This window comes from Jeotgalibacillus marinus, from assembly GCF_040801915.1.
Taxonomy (GTDB): Bacteria; Bacillota; Bacilli; order Bacillales; family Jeotgalibacillaceae; genus Jeotgalibacillus; species Jeotgalibacillus marinus.
Genome location: NZ_JBFMIA010000022.1, coordinates 16,835 through 37,052 on the forward strand (window position 1 = coordinate 16,835; position 20,218 = coordinate 37,052).

Annotated in this window: 18 protein-coding genes and 1 pseudogene; 3 read left to right on the forward strand and 16 right to left on the reverse strand. The window is 39.2% G+C overall.

Translation table 11 applies throughout. The features are described 5' to 3' along the window. Positions 1 to 280 precede the first annotated feature (280 nt). The 4 genes from AB1471_RS14940 to AB1471_RS14955 all read right to left on the reverse strand — a co-directional run bounded on the left by AB1471_RS14940 (position 281) and on the right by AB1471_RS14955 (position 3,880). Complete coding sequence (locus AB1471_RS14940; protein WP_367780571.1) at positions 281 to 1,624, reverse strand: sensor histidine kinase; 1,344 nt, start codon at positions 1,622 to 1,624, stop codon at positions 281 to 283. Then, positions 1,621 to 2,298, reverse strand: a complete 678-nt coding sequence (locus AB1471_RS14945) for a response regulator transcription factor (RefSeq protein WP_367780572.1) — start codon at positions 2,296 to 2,298, stop codon at positions 1,621 to 1,623. The genes AB1471_RS14940 and AB1471_RS14945 overlap by 4 nt, the downstream gene beginning before the upstream one ends. 172 nt (positions 2,299 to 2,470) lie before the next feature. Next, positions 2,471 to 3,250 carry an arylamine N-acetyltransferase family protein gene (locus AB1471_RS14950; RefSeq protein ID WP_367780573.1) on the reverse strand — a complete coding sequence of 260 codons (780 nt, stop codon included), beginning with the start codon at positions 3,248 to 3,250 and terminating at the stop codon, positions 2,471 to 2,473. Between the two features lie 219 nt (positions 3,251 to 3,469). Then, a complete protein-coding gene (locus tag AB1471_RS14955; RefSeq protein WP_437342372.1) occupies positions 3,470 to 3,880 on the reverse strand; it encodes a DUF4097 family beta strand repeat-containing protein in 411 nt (136 codons plus the stop codon). A 527-nt stretch (positions 3,881 to 4,407) separates the two neighbouring features. Here AB1471_RS14955 and guaC point away from each other — a divergent pair. Continuing rightward, positions 4,408 to 5,397 carry a GMP reductase gene (guaC, locus tag AB1471_RS14965; RefSeq protein WP_367780574.1) on the forward strand — a complete coding sequence of 330 codons (990 nt, stop codon included), beginning with the start codon at positions 4,408 to 4,410 and terminating at the stop codon, positions 5,395 to 5,397. 196 nt (positions 5,398 to 5,593) lie between these two features. Here the strand turns inward: guaC and AB1471_RS14970 are convergent, their stop codons facing one another. The 3 genes from AB1471_RS14970 to AB1471_RS14980 form a co-directional block, all read right to left on the reverse strand. Next, entirely contained in the window at positions 5,594 to 6,427 is an 834-nt protein-coding gene (locus tag AB1471_RS14970) for a DUF4097 family beta strand repeat-containing protein (RefSeq protein ID WP_367780575.1), read from the reverse strand. After that, the gene (locus AB1471_RS14975; protein ID WP_367780576.1) at positions 6,424 to 6,984 is read right to left on the reverse strand and encodes an HAAS signaling domain-containing protein; all 561 of its coding nucleotides are present in this window, start codon (positions 6,982 to 6,984) and stop codon (positions 6,424 to 6,426) included. The genes AB1471_RS14970 and AB1471_RS14975 overlap by 4 nt, the downstream gene beginning before the upstream one ends. Positions 6,985 to 7,384: 400 nt before the next feature. Beyond that, entirely contained in the window at positions 7,385 to 8,218 is an 834-nt protein-coding gene (locus AB1471_RS14980; protein WP_367780577.1) for a DUF4097 family beta strand repeat-containing protein, read from the reverse strand. 581 nt (positions 8,219 to 8,799) lie between these two features. Between AB1471_RS14980 and AB1471_RS14985 the strand changes: the two genes are divergently transcribed. Then, complete coding sequence (locus AB1471_RS14985) at positions 8,800 to 8,883, forward strand: putative holin-like toxin (protein WP_367780587.1); 84 nt, start codon at positions 8,800 to 8,802, stop codon at positions 8,881 to 8,883. 431 nt (positions 8,884 to 9,314) lie between these two features. Here AB1471_RS14985 and AB1471_RS14990 read toward each other — a convergent pair whose 3' ends face one another. The 9 genes from AB1471_RS14990 to AB1471_RS15030 form a co-directional block, all read right to left on the reverse strand. Further along, complete coding sequence (locus AB1471_RS14990; RefSeq protein ID WP_367780578.1) at positions 9,315 to 10,106, reverse strand: SDR family oxidoreductase; 792 nt, start codon at positions 10,104 to 10,106, stop codon at positions 9,315 to 9,317. Positions 10,107 to 10,142: 36 nt separating this feature from the next. After that, positions 10,143 to 11,330 (reverse strand): L-2-hydroxyglutarate oxidase, encoded by a 1,188-nt coding sequence (gene lhgO, locus AB1471_RS14995; RefSeq protein WP_367780579.1) that lies wholly within the window; start codon positions 11,328 to 11,330, stop codon positions 10,143 to 10,145. 17 nt (positions 11,331 to 11,347) lie between these two features. Further along, positions 11,348 to 12,640, reverse strand: a complete 1,293-nt coding sequence (locus AB1471_RS15000) for a (Fe-S)-binding protein (protein WP_367780580.1) — start codon at positions 12,638 to 12,640, stop codon at positions 11,348 to 11,350. Beyond that, a complete protein-coding gene (locus tag AB1471_RS15005; RefSeq protein ID WP_367780581.1) occupies positions 12,633 to 14,048 on the reverse strand; it encodes an FAD-binding oxidoreductase in 1,416 nt (471 codons plus the stop codon). Before AB1471_RS15005 ends, AB1471_RS15000 begins: the two co-directional genes overlap by 8 nt. Before the next feature lie 11 nt (positions 14,049 to 14,059). Further along, entirely contained in the window at positions 14,060 to 14,758 is a 699-nt protein-coding gene (locus AB1471_RS15010; RefSeq protein WP_367780582.1) for a FadR/GntR family transcriptional regulator, read from the reverse strand. A gap of 93 nt (positions 14,759 to 14,851) precedes the next feature. Then, positions 14,852 to 15,571, reverse strand: a complete 720-nt coding sequence (locus AB1471_RS15015; RefSeq protein ID WP_367780583.1) for a FadR/GntR family transcriptional regulator — start codon at positions 15,569 to 15,571, stop codon at positions 14,852 to 14,854. A 1-nt stretch (position 15,572) separates the two neighbouring features. Next, positions 15,573 to 17,537, reverse strand: a complete 1,965-nt coding sequence (locus tag AB1471_RS15020) for a TRAP transporter permease (RefSeq protein WP_367780584.1) — start codon at positions 17,535 to 17,537, stop codon at positions 15,573 to 15,575. A gap of 69 nt (positions 17,538 to 17,606) precedes the next feature. Next, positions 17,607 to 18,614: a TAXI family TRAP transporter solute-binding subunit gene (locus AB1471_RS15025; RefSeq protein ID WP_367780585.1), complete on the reverse strand. Its 1,008-nt coding sequence runs from the start codon at positions 18,612 to 18,614 to the stop codon at positions 17,607 to 17,609. 590 nt (positions 18,615 to 19,204) lie between these two features. Then, positions 19,205 to 19,831 (reverse strand): hypothetical protein, encoded by a 627-nt coding sequence (locus AB1471_RS15030; protein ID WP_367780586.1) that lies wholly within the window; start codon positions 19,829 to 19,831, stop codon positions 19,205 to 19,207. Between the two features lie 108 nt (positions 19,832 to 19,939). On the opposite strand from AB1471_RS15030, the pseudogene AB1471_RS15035 reads away from it, so the two are divergent. Further along, positions 19,940 to 20,026, forward strand: a pseudogene (locus tag AB1471_RS15035) (GntT/GntP/DsdX family permease); the annotation flags it as partial. Between the last annotated feature and the right edge of the window lie 192 nt (positions 20,027 to 20,218).

Here is a 20,218-nt window from a genome sequence, read left to right on the forward strand (position 1 = left end):
CTTTCGTGATTTTCCCTTCTGGCACAAACTGGCGTTGGCTAATAGAAAGTCACCACATTCGTGCGGGCAAGCTATTTTAACGTTTCTTATTTGGTATCTTAACTATCATAATGATAGGAATGTTCACGTATAGGACCGAGCTCGTTCTTGTTGTTATAGGTAATAACAGACGATTACACTCCTATACGCTCAAAGCAAATCATATAATACGAATGTGTCATGAATATGGCGCATATAAAAAAGACTGTTGATGATCTCAACAGTCTAACGTTAGAAATATTTATTTTAATTTTGGAAGGAACACCTCAATTTTTGTCCCTACCCCTACTTTGCTACTCACCTTTATGTCACCGTGATGGATTTCTACAATCTTTTTTGCCATTGATAGCCCTATTCCGTAGCTGTTTTCTGTTCTGGTATGAGCTTTATCCGCCCGATAAAACCGTTCAAAAATATAGGGTAAATCTTCATCTTCTATCCCTATACCGGTGTCCTCAATGACAATTTTTATGATCGAATCTTCTTCAACCCCTTTAACGATTAACTTTCCTCCTTTAATATTATATTTAATGGCATTCGAAAGAAGGTTCGTCCACAAATTACTCAATAAATCTTTATCAGCGGAAATAGAAATCAGTTGGAGACTTGTTTCAATTTCTAGATTTTTTTCTTCCCACAAAACCTGTAAGGCTACAATTTGATTTTTGATTTGATCATCCAAACGATAATTTTGAGTTGAAAATGTGTACTTTTCAGATTCTAGGATCGATAGTTTTAAAAGTTGCTCTGTTAAATTCGATAGTCTTTCTGTTTCTTTTTCAATAATGGAGAGGTAGTTTGTGGCTTCTTTTTGTGTAACTAGCCCCTCTTTAATTGCTATTGTCATCCCTCTGATAGATGTGAGTGGAGATTTAAATTCATGAGAGACGTTTGCAATAAAATCTTTGCGCATCTGTTCAACTTTTTCTAACTCTGTTGCCATTAAGTTAAAACTATTAGACAGCTTACCGAGTTCATCTTTTCTAGTAACGGGGACTCTGTATTGATAATTAGATTTAGCAAGCTCTTCCGTTGCTAATATGATTTGGGTAATTGGATTAACTAAGTATTTTGTTGTTATCATAATAAATAGGCTGCCTATCACTAACACAATAAACAAAGCTGTCAATAAAGTATTTCTAACCATTGATGTCGCTTGTTCTATATTTGGTTTTATAAATAAAGCATAGTTTTCCCCATTTATTTCAAAGGGAAGACCAACAAGTATATTAGGAATAAAAACGCCCGATTCCTTTCTATAAAATTCTCCATCCAACACATGCGAAATCACTTCATCTGGTAAATCAAATTTGTAGCCGGCATCAAAGTAAACAAGTCGTTGCTCATCCATAACAATAAATTCCATCAATTGAAAATAAGAGATCGATTCTAAGTTGTTTTTTAACACATGTTCATCATTCGCTATGTCAAGCACTTTTTCCCCGCTATCAATTAAGTTTTGCTCCATATTTTCGATTTCGTCATTTTGAAAAAAATACAAGGTAAGAAAAAAAGATATGATCAATGGGAGTAAAATAGCGAGAACATAAAATAGAACATTTCTTATATAGATGGAATGGATCATTTGGCTCTCTCCAGTTTATATCCAAGACCACGGACAGTTTTTATTTCCATTTGATTGTCCATATCACTTAAATTTTTTCTTAGCCTTTTTATTTGGGTATCAACTGTCCGATCATCTCCCTCATAGTCAAAACCCCATATTTTTTCTATTAGTTGGTCTCTTGTGAAGATCTTTCCCGGACTTCTAGCCAGTGTATATAGTAAGTCAAACTGCTTGACGGGAAGTGAAATAGACATATCATCTGTAGAAACTGAATATTTTCTCGTGTCAATTTGTATGGCACCAAGAGTGATAATCTCATCTGAAGACAAATTATATCTTTTTAAAATAGACTTTACTCTCATGACTAGCTCCATCGGATGGAAAGGTTTTGTAAGATAATCGTCTGTCCCTAGTTTAAAACCTTTTATCCGGTCATCTACTTCAGATCTGGCGGTCAGCATGAGTACAGGCATTTCATAGTATTGTTTTATTTCCTCACACAACGCCCAACCATCCATATTCGGCATCATAATATCAATCACAGCACAATGAAACGTCTCTTTTTCCAATAACTCACTAGCCTCATTACCATCACTTACTTGTGTCGTTTGGAACCCTTCTTTTTCTAAAAATAAACGTACCAATTCTCTAATATTTTCATCATCGTCTACAATTAATATTTTCAAGTCCATATGATCCTCCAAAAATCTCGCTCTGCACTATTTAAATTGATGAGCAGTATCAGCATTGCCATTTACATTTTATTTTAACTTTTACTCGCCTGATTGTATGTTTAGAAGCTTATCCTCTCACAACTATTCACCGTTAATCCAATATGGACGTCTTCAATCCCTTCAATAACGGTCAACAACTTTTAGTAATCTTAGAAGTCCGATCAGCAAGACCAAACTTATCTCTGAGTATACGTTCACGTTCTTTTTGTGAGGAAATGGTCACCTGCGTTTTTATATCTCTTTTCGTTATCGTTAGACTTTCCTCTGATAGTGTCATGCGCCCGTCTTCTGTTGCCAAAGTAATCGTTAGTTTTTGGGTGAAGTGAGATTGCGGTGAGGTTTGTTGGTAGTTACACATCTCTTCAAATTCGTTAAATTGTCTTGGGGTAGTCGTAAACCTCAATTTACTTATCCACTTCTCGTCCATTTTCTTTTGTGATAAATAACGATTTAAATGTGATGGATCCGGTTTAACCCGATAGCTGCCGCTAATGTCTTCATTTCCTTTACCCAACATGGCCAAGGGCGATCGTACAGAGTCTCCAAAACCAACATCTACGAGATAGTCCTCATCCAAACGGACAAGTAGTGCCATATGATCAAATTCAGGTCCATACTTACCCTCAGATGATAATACACTTCCTGATAACATATACGTTTCAAACCCGAGTTCTTGAAGAAGCCAATAAAACAAGCCATTTAATTCGTAACAAAACCCTCCTCTCTTTTCCAACACAATTTTGTTGAAAAGAGCGTTGATATCTAGCGTAATCTCTCGACCTTCAAGGACATCAAGATTTTCAAAAGGAATCGTTAACATATGCTGCTGTTGAAGGTGGGATAAACATTCCAAGTTAGGTGTAATATTCTTTTCAATATTTATGCGTTTTAAGTAGTCATTAATATTCATTTCAGTCCTCCTTTTTCGTGGATTGTATTGTGTCCTCCGTTTCTCCTATAAACTACGTTTGTATCTATTTAATAGTACATTTCCACTACTCCCAGTACGAACATCTTTTATGTGTTACAAGTTCGTCTTCCTTCTCAGAAATTCCTGCTGATGTTAAACAACTGTGACCTTAAATGCAAAATGGGCGCAACCCTCATTCAAGGATCGCGCCCGTTTATGTTAACGAAGAGTAAAGTTTCCAGAAGAAATATCTACATCTACATTGAGCTCGTATTCCCCTGATCCAATCGTTTCGATAATTGTACTCTTTGATTTCTCTTCATAGTTCACACCGTCTAGCTCCACAATCCCTTTTCCTGAACTACTCTTATTATTGATCAATAATGATGTTGGGCTTTCACTATACTCCACTGTCACACCACCACTGGAAGCATCAGCCGTTATATTACCGGTTGCTTCATCATTACGAATGGTGATATCCCCCGATGACATACGTCCTGTCATATCACCGATCACGTTTGTTGCAACTATTTTTCCTGATGATGTCTTTAATAATGAATGTTCTGCCTCTTGATCCTCAGCGGTTATCCTTCCAGAGCTTACCGATAAGTCAATTTGACGTGCATTCACGCCTCTTGTGTCTATATCTCCAGACTTAACGTTAACGGCGAATTATCAGCGCAACCGTTAGATGTAATCCTAGTGGTAAGTATTTCGTTTCCCACCTTGCTGAAGTAGACGTTCAACCGTTAGAGAAAACAAAATTAACAACCATTGGTGTCGAAATGGGATTAAAACAATTGCCATTCTTTGTGATGGTAGGACATACGCAAAATTACAAGCCCACTGCTTTCAGTTGTAGGTAATTGACATGTATGTTACTATAAACACGTACATTTCATTGATACATCTATGTTTATGTTCGTGTTTTAGCGGGATGTACGTAGGTTTTTAGCAACGCTTATCCAAAAAGGTCTTGAGTAAACCGTTTTAAGTAAAACGGGTGAAAAATAAAAAATATCGGATTCTGAACAAAAGTTTATACACAATAGGATCGACCTATGTATAAGACCCATTGAAACCGAAAAACCTATCCTTGCAATGGTCGCAAAACTTATTCAACTTAACTTTAATGTTCGTGTCTTAGGAGGATAATAATGGAAAATGTATTTGATTATGAAGATATTCAATTAATTCCGGCAAAAAGTATGGTAAATAGCCGATCTGAGTGTGATACAACGGTATCCTTAGGTGGGCGTACTTTTAAGTTGCCTGTGGTTCCTGCTAATATGCAGACGATTATAGACGAAAAAGTTGCTAGTTACTTAGCGGAAAATGGTTATTTCTATATCATGCATCGATTTGAACCAGAGAAGCGTCTCTCTTTTATGAAAGATATGAAAGCACGCGGATTATACTCCTCTATCAGTGTTGGAGTTAAAGAAGAGGAATATAGATTTATTCAGCAAATAGCTGATGAACAGCTTTCACCGGAATACATTACCATTGATATAGCACATGGTCATTCTAATGCTGTCATTCAAATGATTCAGCATATTAAGGAATATTTACCTCAAAGTTTTGTGATAGCTGGTAATGTAGGAACCCCAGAAGCAGTCAGAGAATTAGAACATGCCGGTGCTGATGCCACAAAAGTAGGTATTGGACCTGGCAAGGTATGTATCACAAAGATTAAGACTGGATTCGGAACTGGCGGTTGGCAATTAGCAGCACTTCGTTGGTGTGCAAAGGCAGCAAGCAAGCCGATTATTGCTGATGGAGGTATTCGCACCCATGGTGATATTGCAAAATCATTTCGATTTGGTGCAACGATGGTGATGATTGGTTCCTTATTTGCAGGACATGAAGAATCTCCTGGAAAAACCATTGAGAATGAGAAAGATGGAATGCTTTATAAAGAATACTTTGGCTCAGCCTCAGAATTTCAAAAAGGCGAAAAGAAAAATGTAGAAGGTAAGAGAATTTTAGTGGAGCACAAAGGATCCTTAGAAGATACTCTGAAAGAAATGGAGCAAGATCTTCAATCCTCTATTTCATATGCAGGAGGAAACAAGTTGGAAGCAATCCGACATGTAGACTATGTTGTTGTTAAGAATTCAATCTTTAATGGTGATAAGGTATATTAAAGGTTCTGTTCTGAAGAATTCATTTTTTTATTCATTGTTAGGTGAGCGAGATTTTCTATACTCGCTCATCTTTTTATTCTGAAGAGATCTTTTTACTGACATTATTCGGACTTACGTTTTTTGTTTTCTTCACGGCATTTTTTGTCCCGCAAAATGGGCGCAACCTTTATTCAAGGATCGCGCCCATTTATCTTTTTTAACGAAGAGTAAAGTTCCCAGAAGAAATATCTACATTAAGCTCGTATTCCCCTGATCCAATCGTTCCGATAATCTTACTCTTTGATTTCTCTTCATAGTTCACAGCGTCTAGCTCCACATTTCCTTTTCCCGAACTACTCTTATAATTGATCAATAATGATGTTGGATTTTCACCATACTCCACTGTTACATCACCACTTGAAGCATTAGCCGTTATATTGCCAGTAGCTTCATCATTACGAATGGTAATATCACCCGATGAAGTACGCGCTGTCGTATCACCTATCACGTTTGTACCAACTATTTTTCCTGATGATGTCTTCAATAATGAATGTTCTGCCTCCTGATCCTCAGCCGTTATCCTTCCAGAGCTGACCGATAAGTCAATTTGACGTGCATTCAGGCCTTTTGTGTCTATATCTCCAGATGAAGTGCGTACTTGAATAGAATCATAATCCTTTTCTGGCAAGTAAACCATAATCGTTGTATCCACTATTGAAAACCCAATTTGAAAAAAATGATTCGAACGTTTGAACTTCACCTCTAGATTTTCTCCGTTTTCTTCTATATCTAGCTTAAATTCGTCTTTTTGTTTTTCAGTTACTTCTCCATCTACTTCTATAATAATGTTATCTCCATTCGTTGGAAGAACTTGTACATCGGCTGAAGAAAAGTGTATATCTAGATTTCTTATCTCTTGATTCTCAATGATTTGTTTTTCATGTAATTCGACCGTATTAAAGGAAAACCCTCCGGCTGCGTTAATGGTAATAACTGATCCAATCACCCCAACGAACAGTAGAACGAGTAAACCTACGACTAATTTTTTCATGCTGCCTGCCCTCCTTTAACAATATTGATGTTTAACTTAATATAGCTACGGACAGCGTTATATAAAAACTTCCCTACGTACATCATGCCGATGCTCATTAATAAGCCAAGACTGCATAAAGTAATCGCAACAAAAAAGTTGACGGCTATGCTAGGAAACGCTCCATTAAAATAGATTGAAGCAATGATTGCTAATGGAGATAATGTTAAGGCAATTGCGACCGCACATAAACCTACGTATACCCCGATAAGACCTACAACTGGACCTAAAATAAATACAACATTAAAAAAGCTCAGACTTACCGTGGCGATAACAGCTTTGAATATGTTAGAAAAAGTTTGATCTTTTTCAATATGCTTCTTACGATTGTTTACCAAAAGAGCACGGGCAATGACATATGGATCACCTAATTCTTGTATCAACTTTTTCTCACTTATTCCGTTTTTCATTCCCAATTCAAAATATTCTTCGTAGTCATTAAGCATTTCTTTTCGAGCACCTGCTGGCACTTTCTTCAATAAATGCTGGAGTTTATGCAAATATTCATTTTTGTTCATCCCCTATTCCCTCCCTTAATAAATGACCGCACGTTTACACCAATCCCAATTTATCAACGTACACGCTCATCATTTCAACTTCGACTTCCTTTCTTAAAATCCCTGCTTAACCTGAACAATCTGGCCCTATAAATGTAAAATGAGCGCTACCATTATTCAAAGATAGCGCCCATTTGCTGGAGTGGGGGGATGAGTCTCAAAATAGATACCCTTCTACTTTATTCTAAACCAAGATATATTCATCACGATTGCCTCTTCACCACAGAATGTATACCCTAGAAATGTGTGCTTCGACTTTATAATATTAGGAATAAATATTAAATGGATTAGTTCATGGAATGCTACCGTAACCCATTGAAGCCTTCACTACTAAATTTTAGTAGCCCGCTTCATTTTTTCCTCAACGAAGAGTAAAGTTCCCAGAAACAATATCTACATTGAGTTCATATTCCCCTGACCCTATCATTCCGATCATCTTACTGTTTGATTTCTCTTCATAGTTCACACCGTCTAGCTCCACATTCCCTAGCCCTACACTACTCTGATAATTGACCAATAAAGATGTCGGGCTTTCACCATACTCCACTGTCACATCACCAGTAGAAACATCAGCCATTATATTCCCGCTCGCTTCATCATTTTGAATCATAATATCTCCAGTTGAAGTCGACGCTGTAATATCACCAATCACGTTTGTTACATAGATGTCTCTTGATGATGTCTGCAATAACGAATGTTCTGCCTCCATATCCTCAGCTGTTATTACTCCAGAGCTTACTGATAAGGCAATTTGACGTGCATTTAAGCCTTTTGTGTCTATATCTCCAGATGAAGTGTGTACGTTCACCGTATCATAAACTTTTTCTGGCAAGTAAACCATAACCGTTGGATCCACTATCCAAACCCCCATTTGAAAATAAAGATTCAAACGTTCAAATTTCACCTCTAGATTCTCTCCGTTTTCTTCTACATCTAGCTTAAATTTGTCTTTTTGTCTTTCCGTTACTTTCCCCTTTACTTCTAAGATAATGTTATCGTCCTCAGATGGAAGCACTTGAACATCTGAAGATGAAAAGTGTATATCTAGATTTCTTATTTCTTTATTATCAATGATCTGTTTTTCATGTAAGGGTACGGTTTTAAAAGGTGATCCTCCGTCTCCCTTTGTGAGAATAACTGATCCAATCACCCCAACGAACAGTAGAACGAGTAAACCAAAAACTAATTTTTTCATGCATTTCCTCCTCAATAAATAAATAAATTGAATGCACATCTACACGACTCCCTATTAATCAAATAGGAAGCACAATTCAGCCTGAATGTATGATAGTAACACCACTATCCGTACGCTCGATGTTGGGATTCAACCAGTCCCTTATACACTGAGTGGTGTGGAACCCATGCATACGATAAAAAAGGACAACTCCACTCACTGGTGAAGTCGCCCAAATGATGTTACCTTCATACAGAAGTTGTATGGAATGGCATCATAAACGTGCATTTGAACAGTCCCTATCAATTCTATGTCGCTATCCAAGGATTGTTGCACGAGAAATTTTTTTTATTTTGATCACCTATTCTTGCTGGTAAGATATGTTCTTGCCTTTATTCTTCATTTTTCCCTTCGTATTCTTACTGGTCGCATATTACACTTTCCACGACTCGCACCACATCTGTGTACGACTTCCTAGCAAAAACATTTTGAAGAAAAGAACCAATAATTAACTAATCATGTTAAAATATTAAGTATAGGCTGTACTTATAGGGGGGTCGGCTCACACTCCATTCCATTTTATAGGGAGGGAGGTGAGGTGTATGACGATATTTGAAAGCTTTATGCTTATGATTAGCTTTTCAGCGTTAGTCGTGACAATATTGTCGTTTAACCATAAAAAATAGACCCCCCTTAAGCTTGATCGGCAACTAGGGTGAGTCTATCCTATGTGAATCGAGCCAACCCCTCTTAGAGAGGTCAGTCTATAGCAAGACCGTAGGTGTGACAGCACCTATGGTCTTTGTTATTTTATCTGAATTACATCTGTATTATACCATATATTTTATTTTTCAGAAACTAATCATACAAATATTGTTCAAATCCTTCTCTCTGTTAATTGTTTTGTGTAATAATTTTATTATCTCAACTATACTACTTTCATTTTTGTACATACATGAACCAAATCAAACGTTTGTTTAAAAAACTACAAACGCTGATATAAAGCAATTTATTCTTGTCATATAATAAAAAATAGACCCATTAGCATGAGCGCCGAATGAGTCTATTCCCTACCCTCTATCTGTCTAACTCGCTATAACCCTATCAGGATGTTTCATCACGATAGATTTTTAATCATCCCCCCATCAACTAAAATTGCTTGTCCTGTGATGTATGTATTCGCTGATGAGCAAAGGAAGACGACGATGTTTGCAAATTCTTTTGGTTGACCATAGCGTCCTAGTGGAATGGATTTTTCTGATGCTACTTTTACTTCTTCATAGGTAAGTCCTCGTTTGTTTGCAGCAATGTTGTCTAGTTCAGCTACTCGATCCGTTGAAATTCTACCTGGCCCGATGGTGTTGATCAGGATATTGTCCTGAGCTAGCTCCTGAGATAAACTTTTTGATAAACCTAGAATCCCTGCACGGAAGGTGTTTGATAGGATCAGTCCATCAATTGGCTGTTTAATTGATGACGAGGCAAAGTTAAGAATATGCCCGCTTCCTTGCTTTCTCATATGCGGGAGTACTTCTCGAATGGCTCTCACAAAACTTAAGAGATTTAACTCAAACGCTTGCAGCCAGTTGGCATCTTCATGTGAATCAAAACCACCAGCTGGAGGACCACCAGCATTGTTAATGAGGACATCGACTGAACCATATAATTTAACTGTTTGATCCACGAGTGATTTAATGTCTTCAGCCTTTGTAATATCACACACCTGATAGTTAACCTCTGCACCCGTCTCTTCTTTGACTTCCATTGCTGCATGAGCTAATTGTTCAGCATTTCGACTCGATAGCATGATACGCGCGCCTTCACAAGCAAATTGACGTGCTGTTGCTTTCCCCAATCCTTTACTTGAAGCAAGAATTAACACTGATTTCCCTTTGAGTCCTAAGTCCATTTGTAACAGCTCCCTTATGTGTTTTATGTTTCACCTTTATATATGTGGAATTCTCTCTACTACCCACTTTCCGATTTCCAATGACGCTGTTGCAGCAGGCGATGGGGCATTGCAGACGTGGATGCTTTTTGACCCATTGATGATGAAAAAATCGTCTACCAAACTTCCATCTTTCCTTAATCCTTGCGCTCTTACGCCAGCTGGACCTGGCACTAAGTCATTCGCTGTGATTTCTGGCATGAGAACTTGTGCACTTTGCACGAATTTTGATTTGACAACTGATCGATAGATTTCACCCATGCCATCTTTCGGGTATTTCATAGCAAGTTTCCAAAACCCCGGGTACGTGACCATCTCGGAAAAATCTTTTAAATGAAAGTCAGCTTTCTTATAAGCTTCTCTTTTAAAAGCCGGAACTGCGTTAGGTCCAACATCGACCGCCCCATTAACCATTCGTGTAAAATGCACACCAAGGAACGGGAAATTTGGATTGGGCACAGGATAGATTAAGTTTTTCACGAGGTGTCTCTTGTCCTCTTTTAACATAAAGTACTCTCCACGAAAGGGTACAATTTTCAAGTCCGTTAGATAGCCGGCCAGTTTCGCCATTCGATCACTGTGTAATCCTGCGCAGTTAATCATAAATTTACCTTTGAAGCTGTTATTCATTGTTTCGATCGTGACGTGATCAGGACCTTCATCAATGGCTTTTACTTCTGCACCATTTTCAATCACACCACCTTGCAGACGAATCAATTCAGCCATTTTCTCTGACACTTCTTTGTAGTCGATAATCCCAGCAGTGGGAACATGAATCGCTTCCAAGCCGTTGACGTGTGGTTCTTTTTCTTTTAGCTGTTGTTGAGTTAGCTTTTCAATGGGCAACCCATTTTCCAGCCCTCGCTTGTACAGATTCTCTAAATGGACGAGCTCTTCTTTCTTCGTTGCAACGATCACTTTGCCGCAAATATCGTGGCTGATTCCATGCTTATGTGCAAAGGCTCGCATGCTTTCACTTCCAGCTTTCGCGAATGTGGCTTTGAAGCTGCCAGGTTTATAGTAAATACCTGAATGAATCACACCACTGTTGTGACCTGTTTGGTGCTGAGCGAGCTTTTTTTCTTTTTCTAAGATCACTAGCTTAGCAGAAGGATGTTTCTCAAGGATGGACATCCCGACTGATAACCCGACAATCCCCCCACCAATAATCATATAATCGTACATCTCAATCCCCTCATCCATTAAGAAATTTCACATGCTTCAGCTAACACTTCGACTAAATGCATCACATACACTTTTGATTCAAGTCCTTCACGTTTAACCCCTAAACTCATTTGAAGATGACATCCTGGATTCGTAGTCACGATTAGATGGGGGTTCACTTCTTTGACCGTTTTCATTTTCATATCTAGAATCAACATGGATTCTTCGTGGTGAACGATGTTATAAATGCCCGCGGAACCACAGCATAGATCTTGCTTATTCATTTGTGTAAATTCGATTCCCGGAATTTTTCTGATCAGCTCCAAAGGCTCGTTGACTATTTTTTGCACGTTTGTTAAATGACACGATGGCTGGTACGTCACACGCATGTGGAGCGGTTTTGTCATCGGCAGATCCATGCGTGCTAAAAGATAGCTAATATCCTTGTTTCTCTCTGCGAAGTTTTTCGCTCGTGCATGCCAAGGATCGTTTCCTTCAAATAAATGTGCGTATTCAACTAATGCGGCACCACATCCACCGATTGCATTAACAATGTAGTCGCAATCTAGTTGTTCAAATGCTTCAATGTTCTTCTTTGCCAACTCAATTGCCTTTTCTTTCTCCGCACTATGCTGATGTAAAGCTCCGCAGCATGTCTGCTCTTTTTGCACAACCACTTCACAGCCTGCTGCTTCTAAAAGCTTCATGCTTAAATCATTTACTCGAGCGAAAAACGTATCCATTATGCAACCCGTAAAAAATGCCACCCTCGTCTTCGTTTTCCTTGTAGGATCTTCTTGAACATTTATACGTGTCTCAGGAGGATAAATAGTCGGCGTTATTTGCTCCATTGCAGCAAGTGATGGAGACACCTTTTTGATCACACCTGATTTTCTTACTACTTGATCTGCTTTGGTTTGTTGATACAAACGTAGACCCGTACCAACCAACTTCAGTATTTTTTTGTTTGGAAGCGTCTTTTTGAAAACGATGTGACGAACCATTTTCTCTGCTATTGATTGCTGTTTTTTACGATATTCACTTAATACATCTATCGTAGAATCGAGTATTTTTCCGTATTCTACATTAGTCGGACAAACCGTTTCACATGCTCGACATCCTAAACAATAATCAATCGGATTTTCCAACTCTTCCAACTTAATTTTCCCTTCAGCTGCCAGTTTCACAAGCTGAATTCTTCCTCGTGGCGAGTGACTTTCTTTTCCAAAAGCCAAATACGTCGGACACGCTGGTAGGCAATACCCGCATTGAACGCAACTAAACGTTTCATCATATGCGAGCTTACCGCGTAATATCGTGCTATTAGTCATGTCTCAACTCAAACCTTTGTCCTTTTGACGGGAAAATTTTACCCGGATTCAAGATATTTTTTGGATCCCACGCTTCTTTTATGCTTTTCATCATCGCAAGACCGTCCACACCTAGTTCCATTTCCATAAAAGGTGATTTCATTGTGCCAATTCCGTGTTCGCCAGACAGTGTGCCGCCTAATTCAATCGCAGCGTTGAAGATTTCCTCGACCGCCATTTCCACGCGTCTCATTTCTTCCTGATCACGCTGGTCCGTAATAATATTGGGGTGAAGATTGCCATCACCCGCATGACCGAAAACGACTAAGTGAATATTGTATTTTTCTTTGATGGCTTTTAACCTTCTAAACATTTCAGGTATTTGACTCCTAGGTATAGTGGCATCTTCAGCTATTTTTGTTGGTTTTATCTTTACAATGGCAGGTGAAACAAGTTTTCTGGCTTGCCACAATTCAGCCTCTTCTTTTATATCTTGTGCGATTTGAACACTTCTTGCACCTACATCTATACAAACTGATTTCACTCGCAGCATTTCTTCTTCGATCGCGAGTGGATGCCCATCAAGTTCGATCAGCAAAATCGCTTCAACATCCACCGGTAATCCTAAAGATGCGTATTGTTCTACAGCGATGATCGAGCTTTGATCCATGATTTCCATTTTCGATGGCATGATGCCTGAACCTAGAACCTTTGATATCGCCTTCCCAGCATCAATGATTTCATCAAACAACACCATGGCGGTCATGGACGCTTGGGGTTTTGGTATTAACCTTACGATCGCTTCAGTGATGATCGCGAGCGTGCCTTCAGAACCTACAATCAGTTTCGTAAGATCATAACCTGTGACATTCTTGATTGTTTGTCCACCCGTGCGCACGATTTTCCCCTCGGCTGTGACAATTTCCAGCCCTAGTACATAATCTTTCGTGACGCCGTATTTCAACCCACGAGGACCACCTGCATTTTCCGCTAAATTGCCACCGATCGTGGAAACATGAGCACTGCTTGGGTCCGGTGGGTACATCAGTCCACATTTATTTGCTGCATCATTTATATGCGCTGTGATCACACCAGGGGAAACGATAGCAATTAAATTTTCCTCATCAATCACAAGCTTTGTATCCCATAATGAGAAATCCAATACGATGCCACCGTGTACTGGGAGTGGGCCACCACTTAAGCTCGTTCCCCTTCCTCTTGGATACAGCGGGATAAGATCGTCGTTTGCAATGCGAACAATGCTCGCGACTTCCTTAGATGATATCGGTTGACACACAACTTCAGGTTTATGTACACCAAAAGAGGCATCAAATGCATAGCTGTATAAATCTGCATCGCTTGTTAAACATCGCTTTGGATCCACTAATGCATTTTTAAGTTTCTCTAGGATGACTTCCGTCACTTTCACGACGTCACCTCCTATCCGTATTGATGTCGTACTTTAATAGAATGCAAGTGTTCCCACATAGCTTTTTTAGCAGACTCAGCATCGTGATTACGTATCGCTTCATATATTAAGCGATGTTCCTCAATTACCACTTTGACTTCTGTTGGTTGGAGCAACGTTTCCATTCGATTTTGACGGATAAAAAAGAACACTTTGTCAGAAATGACTGCCATCAAATCTGCCATTGCGGTGTTGTTCGCCCCAATTAAGATCGCTTTATGAAACGCGTAATCCTCTTCTATCGCCAGTTCACCGTTCAACTCTGCGTTCTTTAAGTTATAAAAACATTTTTCTATCTCGACACGCTGCTTTGGTGTACTTCTCTTAGCCGCGTAGTATGCTGCTTCGCCCTCTATCGCTTGCCTTAACTCAATCAATTCAGACAAGTCGTGCTGTTTAGGGGCTAAAACAGCCAGCAAGTCTTGTTGAATGACTTTTTTTGTGTGACTTGCGAGAAATACGCCTACACCAGGTTTTATCAAAACAATTCCGTTTGCCTCAAGTACAGAAATGGCCTCTTTTACCGTTGTTCGTGACACTTCTAGGAGATCTGCAATGGTTCGCTCAGATGGCAATTTATCGCCAGGTTTTAACTTTTCTTTAGAGATAGAAGAGAAAATTTCATTGATCACTTCATGATATAACCTGCTTTTCTTCTTGATCGGTTTCAAGTAGTAAGGCCTCCTCTCTTATGAGGTTCACTGGTTGGTCCAGTTGGGATAAAAATGAAGAGAAGAAAAGGTCCTTCTCTGTCATTTCTTTATTTAAAGCTCTATCGGTTTTACTCTCGTATCGCCTAATTTGATCCGAGCATTTGTGAGATGTCTTTTCATATGGAACGCAGCCGTTTCAGGATCCTTCAAATGAATGGCCTCATAAATTGAAAGGTGCTCCTGAAATACCTGTTCCCGTATTCTTTTATGACCGACATTCTTTTTCAATGAAAAGGTTAACGCCTGCTTATAAAGCTCTCTTAAGTTACCAACCGTTTGGATAATAAATGAGTTTTTAGAAGCGTTAACAATTTCTTGGTGAAAAAGAAAGTCTGCTTCATCCCCAATCGTTTGTTCATCATTGATCGTCTTTGAAAATTCATCCAGTGCCATTTTTATATTCGCCAAATCCTTTTTTGTATGTCGTGTAGCAGCTAAAGACACAGCGGCTGTTTCAACAATCGTTCGCATTTCAAGTAGGTCATAGACTTCCTCTACTGAGACCATTTCAAGCGTGGCGGAATCAAGCAGATTCACAAGTGATACTTCGTTTACGTAATTCCCACCGCCTTGGCGACATTCCACCAGTCCACTAGCCACTAACACACTGATCGCTTCACGTACTGGTGCTCGACTCACCCCAAACATTTTGGCTAGTTCGTTTTCTGAAGGCAGCTTACTTTTGGATGGGAATATTTCATCTTGAATCATCTTTTTTAGTTGTATGAGAATTTGGTGTGAAAGTTTTGTCTTCTTCACTGGGATGATCAATTTAACCCGCCTCACTTACTTTTAAGTCGTGACGGTTAAGGCGTTTTTCCCGAGTAATATGCAGAAAGATTAGAAAAGCGAGGATTACGATTCCTATTCCGTCCGTCACCAGTCCCGGTTGCACCAAAAACATTGCCCCTGCAAAAAAACCTACTCTTTCTAGTATATTGAGTTTAATCGTTAAGAAATTGTTGATCGACACCGCCAGTGCAAATACTCCGACCAAAGCAGCGCAGAAAGGAATAATGGTCTCAACGATGGAAACGGTATTTCCTGTCGCATCCTGCATAATTAAAACAGGATTGTAAACAATCATAAATGGCACCATAAATCCTGGTAGAGCAAGCTTAAACGCCGTCCATGAGGTCTTCATGGCATCCGCCCCCGCAATTCCAGCGGCTGTGTATGCTGCTAACGCTACTGGAGGAGTTACGTTAGACAGTGCACCAAACCAGAATACAAAGAAATGGGCCGCGACTGGATTAATTCCTGCGTTAACAAGTGCAGGAGCGGCCGTCACCGCTACAATGATATAAAGTGCAGTTGAAGGAAGTCCCAAGCTTAAAATAATGCACGTGATCATGACTAAAATTAAGATAATAATCATCGATCCCCCTGCAAGTTCAATAATGTTATATGCAAAGGTTGATCCTAGTCCTGTCATGGTCACTACCGCAATAATGATGCCAATCGAAGCACATGCGATACCTACTTGAATGGTCCCTCTTGCACCATCCACCAATGCCTGAAATGCTTTAGCTGGTGTAACGCGAGTAGATTTATCCTTCGTTAACCAGCTAGCAATAATGACTGACACAATTCCTGCAAAGCCAGCATACAATGGCGTTCTACCAAGCAAAAGAGCGCCGATAACAATGATGATCGGCAAGATTAAAATACCTCGTTCCATCATTACTTTCTTAACGAGTGGAATGGATTCTTTACTTAATCCTTTTAACCCCTGTTTTTTTGCTTCTAAATCGATCGCAATGATCACTGCTGCATAATAAAGCAAACTTGGAATAATAGCCGCTAAAATGATGGTAGTATACGAAACGTTCAAAAAACCTGCCATAATAAACGCGGCCGCTCCCATAATAGGAGGCATAATCATTCCACCCGTGGAAGCCGTAGCCTCAACTGCACCTGCAAATCTTGGTTTCAGACCAATCCCCTTCATTAAAGGAATGGTAAAGCTTCCTGTAGTCGCAACATTCGCTACTGCACTGCCACTCAAAGATCCGGTTAACGAGCTTGAAATGACAGCTACCTGCGCTGGACCACCACGTCTTCTACCAGCAACCGCCAACGCCAATTCATTAAAAAATTGGGAAGCCCCACTAGCGGTTAAAAACGCTCCAAACAAAATAAAAAGAACAATATAGGTCGAGGCAATCGATAACGTCATCCCGAAAATTCCCTCTGTCGTCATATACATACGATAAAGTAGTCGCTCAATACTGAACCCCGCATGACCAAACATCCCTGGAAAATAAGGGCCAAACATCGCGTAGATAATGGCGATTGCAGAAAGCAACGGAATAAAAATTCCTATCGTTCTTCTAGACGCCTCTAATAACACCACAATTGTGATAATGGCAAATATATAATCTTGTAAAATGGCTTGCGATTGCCTTTCTACATGAATATTCGTATAGAAAAGGACAATGTAAGCAACGCCTGCTAAGCCTAAAACCATAAATAAAATATCTAGAATACTCATTTTCGCCTTAGATGATTTCTTAGTTGTTGGGTACAAGATAAATGTTAGTGCGATTAAAAACCCTAAGAAGATACCATTTCGATAAATCTCTTGGATCGTCGAAAAACCATTTGTATAAATCGCAAAAATAGAGAGGCCAGCAGCAATGATGACCATCACTATTTTCATCCAACCCTTTAATTCTCTCAAACCTCCGCCAGCCTCGTTATCAACAACCGCCTCTACCTTCTGGTTTTGCTCCATTTGATTGGGCACCTCACTTTTTAAAAGAATTAAAATGGAAATGGGTTTAACCCACCTCCATTTTCTCCGTTACTTTGCTTCTGGCGGAATGAGTTCTTCTGGAATATCCATACCTACTTCTTCAAAGTACTTATAGGCACCAGCGTGCAGCGGTGCGGGCAGTCCATCTAAAGCTGTCTCCAGTGTCATTTCTTTCGCTGAACTATGGACGTCATACATAAAGTCTAAATTCTCAAACAACGTTTTCGTTAGTTGATAAACCGTTTCTTCATCTAAATCAATCGTAGCAACTAAAATATTAGGCTGTGCGATAGTTTCAATATCTTCCGTCTGATTCGGATAGGTTTCAGCAGGAATGGTATATTGATACCATGCATTAGATATGTCCGTGATCTGCTCAAATTGCTCATCACTCACTTCTAACACACTTGCTCCAACATTACTCGCATACATATCCGTAATGGCTGCTACAGGAACACCCGCAGGTAGCGATCCCCCATCCAATCGTCCATCACGCATAGCAGAAATCGTATCATCATAACCTAAGTATTCTGGTGTAATATGATCTTTTGTAAGACCAAGACCTTCCATAATAACTAGCGTCGATTGCTCTGTACCACTTGCTTGAGGACCAACTGAAAATGATGTGCCCTCAATATCAGCGATCGTTCCAGTTTCAATTTCACTATCCTTTAAGACAAAATGCTCAACATTTGGCCAAATCATTGAAATCGTTCTTAAATCCTCATACGCCTTTCCTTCAAAGCTCCCTTCTCCGTTATAAGCCTGATCCGTCATCAATCCTTGCAGTATGGAAAAATGAGCTTCCCCTTCCTTCATCAAATCAATGTTTTCAATCGATCCTGCAGATGATTGCCCACTCGCGTTGATCCCTTCCTCTTTCAACTCTTGTGACCACAGATTCCCCAACCCTACACCGATCGGGTAGTATGTACCACCAGTAGATGCCGTTGCGATTGTAATAAATTGATTACCGTCCCCTGTTCCTCCTCCTGGACTACAGGCACTCAGAACAACAAGTAAACTTGCAAGCATGACTAATTTAAATTTCTTCATCTAACTAACACCCCTTTATTGTAAGCGCTTTATTCAAGTTGTATTACAAGCATATAATAGGACCAGATGACAATCAATGATTAATTTTTAGAATCATTGAATCATTTAGAATAAAATATTAATCGTCTCATTCACTCCCGACAAGCATGAGGCGCACTGGCTACACGGTTCATTAATCGTGGCCACTGAAAAGTAATGCTTTTGAAAAAACAAAGAAATTAAGGGAACCAAAGACGTCTCCCTCAATGCGAAACGAGCCTAGCCTTAGAAGAGATTCTAGAGGCTCGTTTTTTCCTGCTATTTTAATTCCCCTTCAAAAAGAGGACTTTTTCAGTGCCCTGGATAATCTCCGCCTGAGGTTTTGTCTGCGGAAAATAAAGTAGTAAAATACAGATAAAAAGTACAATAAAACCATGCAGAAAGATTCTAAAAAATGCAAGTTTTTCAGCAGCCTCCGTTAATCACTTTGGGGATTTTATTTTCAGGCACACAAAAACCCCAGGCGAGTGATTATGTCCTGAGGTGATGGAGCATGGATCGTTCAATAAAAATAAAAAATCCCACTTCAAAAAAAGTGGGATTCACGTTTATTATTCAACTTCAAAGAATACTGAAGAACCAAACATAGGCTCGTATGATACTTTGAAATCATCAGCAATTTCGATCTGATTTGCAAAGTATCCTTCTACTATGCCACCGTTGTATGCGTTACCAGTGAATACATCAGGAATAACGACAGATGTATTATCATACACGTCTCCACTGTCTGAGTTGAACTTGAAATCATATTCATCTAAGAATAAATAATAATCTTCAGTTTCCGCACTAGTAACTTCTGCTTTTACCTTAACCAAAACATATTCATAACCTTCTGCTGGTTCGTCATTAAATTGATTTTCATCTGCTACGATCTGATTTGCTTCTTCACCTTTAATCACTTCAAGAAGCGTAAAATCAACTGTAGCGTCATATGATTCGGATTCATCATCATAAATACTTTCATCAACTGTTATCGTGTCACCAAACGGTAATGGGTTGGAACGTGTTCCAAGATTAGATTCTCCCTCTTCATCATCACCTTCATCTTCTGAAACTTCCTCTTGACCATCTCCGTTTCCTTCATTTGCTCCTTCGTCATTCGAGTCAGAGCTGTCACTACCACAAGCAGCTAGAAGTAAAACTAATAATGCAATTAATACGTAATACATTTTTTTCAAAGTAATCCCCCCAGAAATAGTTTCCAAATAATTATATCAAAAAGCTTATGAAAAAAGACCTAATTTTATAATGTTCAAATTTTCAGTCTTTTTACCCTCCTGTGACGCGGTCTTTCGCTGCCGAACGATTCAGGATTCTGGGTTGTGAATAAGTTTGGTGAGCTGACCATTCTACAAACGCTTAAAGCATGGACGAACGCTTTTGTAGAATCACTCGAAAACTATGAGGGATTAAATGTTAAAAGTGAGCCTATGAATGTGAATGGATTTGAGGTTAAAATAATCAGAGCAACTGAAGTTCGTACCATTTTAGAAGGACAAGCAGCCAGAATCGCTGCTACGTATATGTCAGAGGAGGATCTTGCGTTACTCTCCGAATGCATTCAC

What these genes read in the sequence shown, in the direction of transcription:
- AB1471_RS14940 (WP_367780571.1), bottom strand. Translation starts at nt 1,624, where the DNA reads ATGATCCATTCCATCTATATAAGAAATGTTCTATTTTATGTTCTCGCT.
- AB1471_RS15020 (WP_367780584.1), bottom strand. Translation starts at nt 17,537, where the DNA reads ATGGAGCAAAACCAGAAGGTAGAGGCGGTTGTTGATAACGAGGCTGGC.
- AB1471_RS14945 (WP_367780572.1), bottom strand. Translation starts at nt 2,298, where the DNA reads ATGGACTTGAAAATATTAATTGTAGACGATGATGAAAATATTAGAGAA.
- lhgO (WP_367780579.1), bottom strand. Translation starts at nt 11,330, where the DNA reads ATGTACGATTATATGATTATTGGTGGGGGGATTGTCGGGTTATCAGTC.
- AB1471_RS14990 (WP_367780578.1), bottom strand. Translation starts at nt 10,106, where the DNA reads ATGGACTTAGGACTCAAAGGGAAATCAGTGTTAATTCTTGCTTCAAGT.
- AB1471_RS15000 (WP_367780580.1), bottom strand. Translation starts at nt 12,640, where the DNA reads ATGACTAATAGCACGATATTACGCGGTAAGCTCGCATATGATGAAACG.
- AB1471_RS14950 (WP_367780573.1), bottom strand. Translation starts at nt 3,250, where the DNA reads ATGAATATTAATGACTACTTAAAACGCATAAATATTGAAAAGAATATT.
- AB1471_RS15025 (WP_367780585.1), bottom strand. Translation starts at nt 18,614, where the DNA reads ATGAAGAAATTTAAATTAGTCATGCTTGCAAGTTTACTTGTTGTTCTG.
- guaC (WP_367780574.1), top strand. Translation starts at nt 4,408, where the DNA reads ATGGAAAATGTATTTGATTATGAAGATATTCAATTAATTCCGGCAAAA.
- AB1471_RS14970 (WP_367780575.1), bottom strand. Translation starts at nt 6,427, where the DNA reads ATGAAAAAATTAGTCGTAGGTTTACTCGTTCTACTGTTCGTTGGGGTG.
- AB1471_RS14975 (WP_367780576.1), bottom strand. Translation starts at nt 6,984, where the DNA reads ATGAACAAAAATGAATATTTGCATAAACTCCAGCATTTATTGAAGAAA.
- AB1471_RS14985 (WP_367780587.1), top strand. Translation starts at nt 8,800, where the DNA reads ATGACGATATTTGAAAGCTTTATGCTTATGATTAGCTTTTCAGCGTTA.
- AB1471_RS14980 (WP_367780577.1), bottom strand. Translation starts at nt 8,218, where the DNA reads ATGAAAAAATTAGTTTTTGGTTTACTCGTTCTACTGTTCGTTGGGGTG.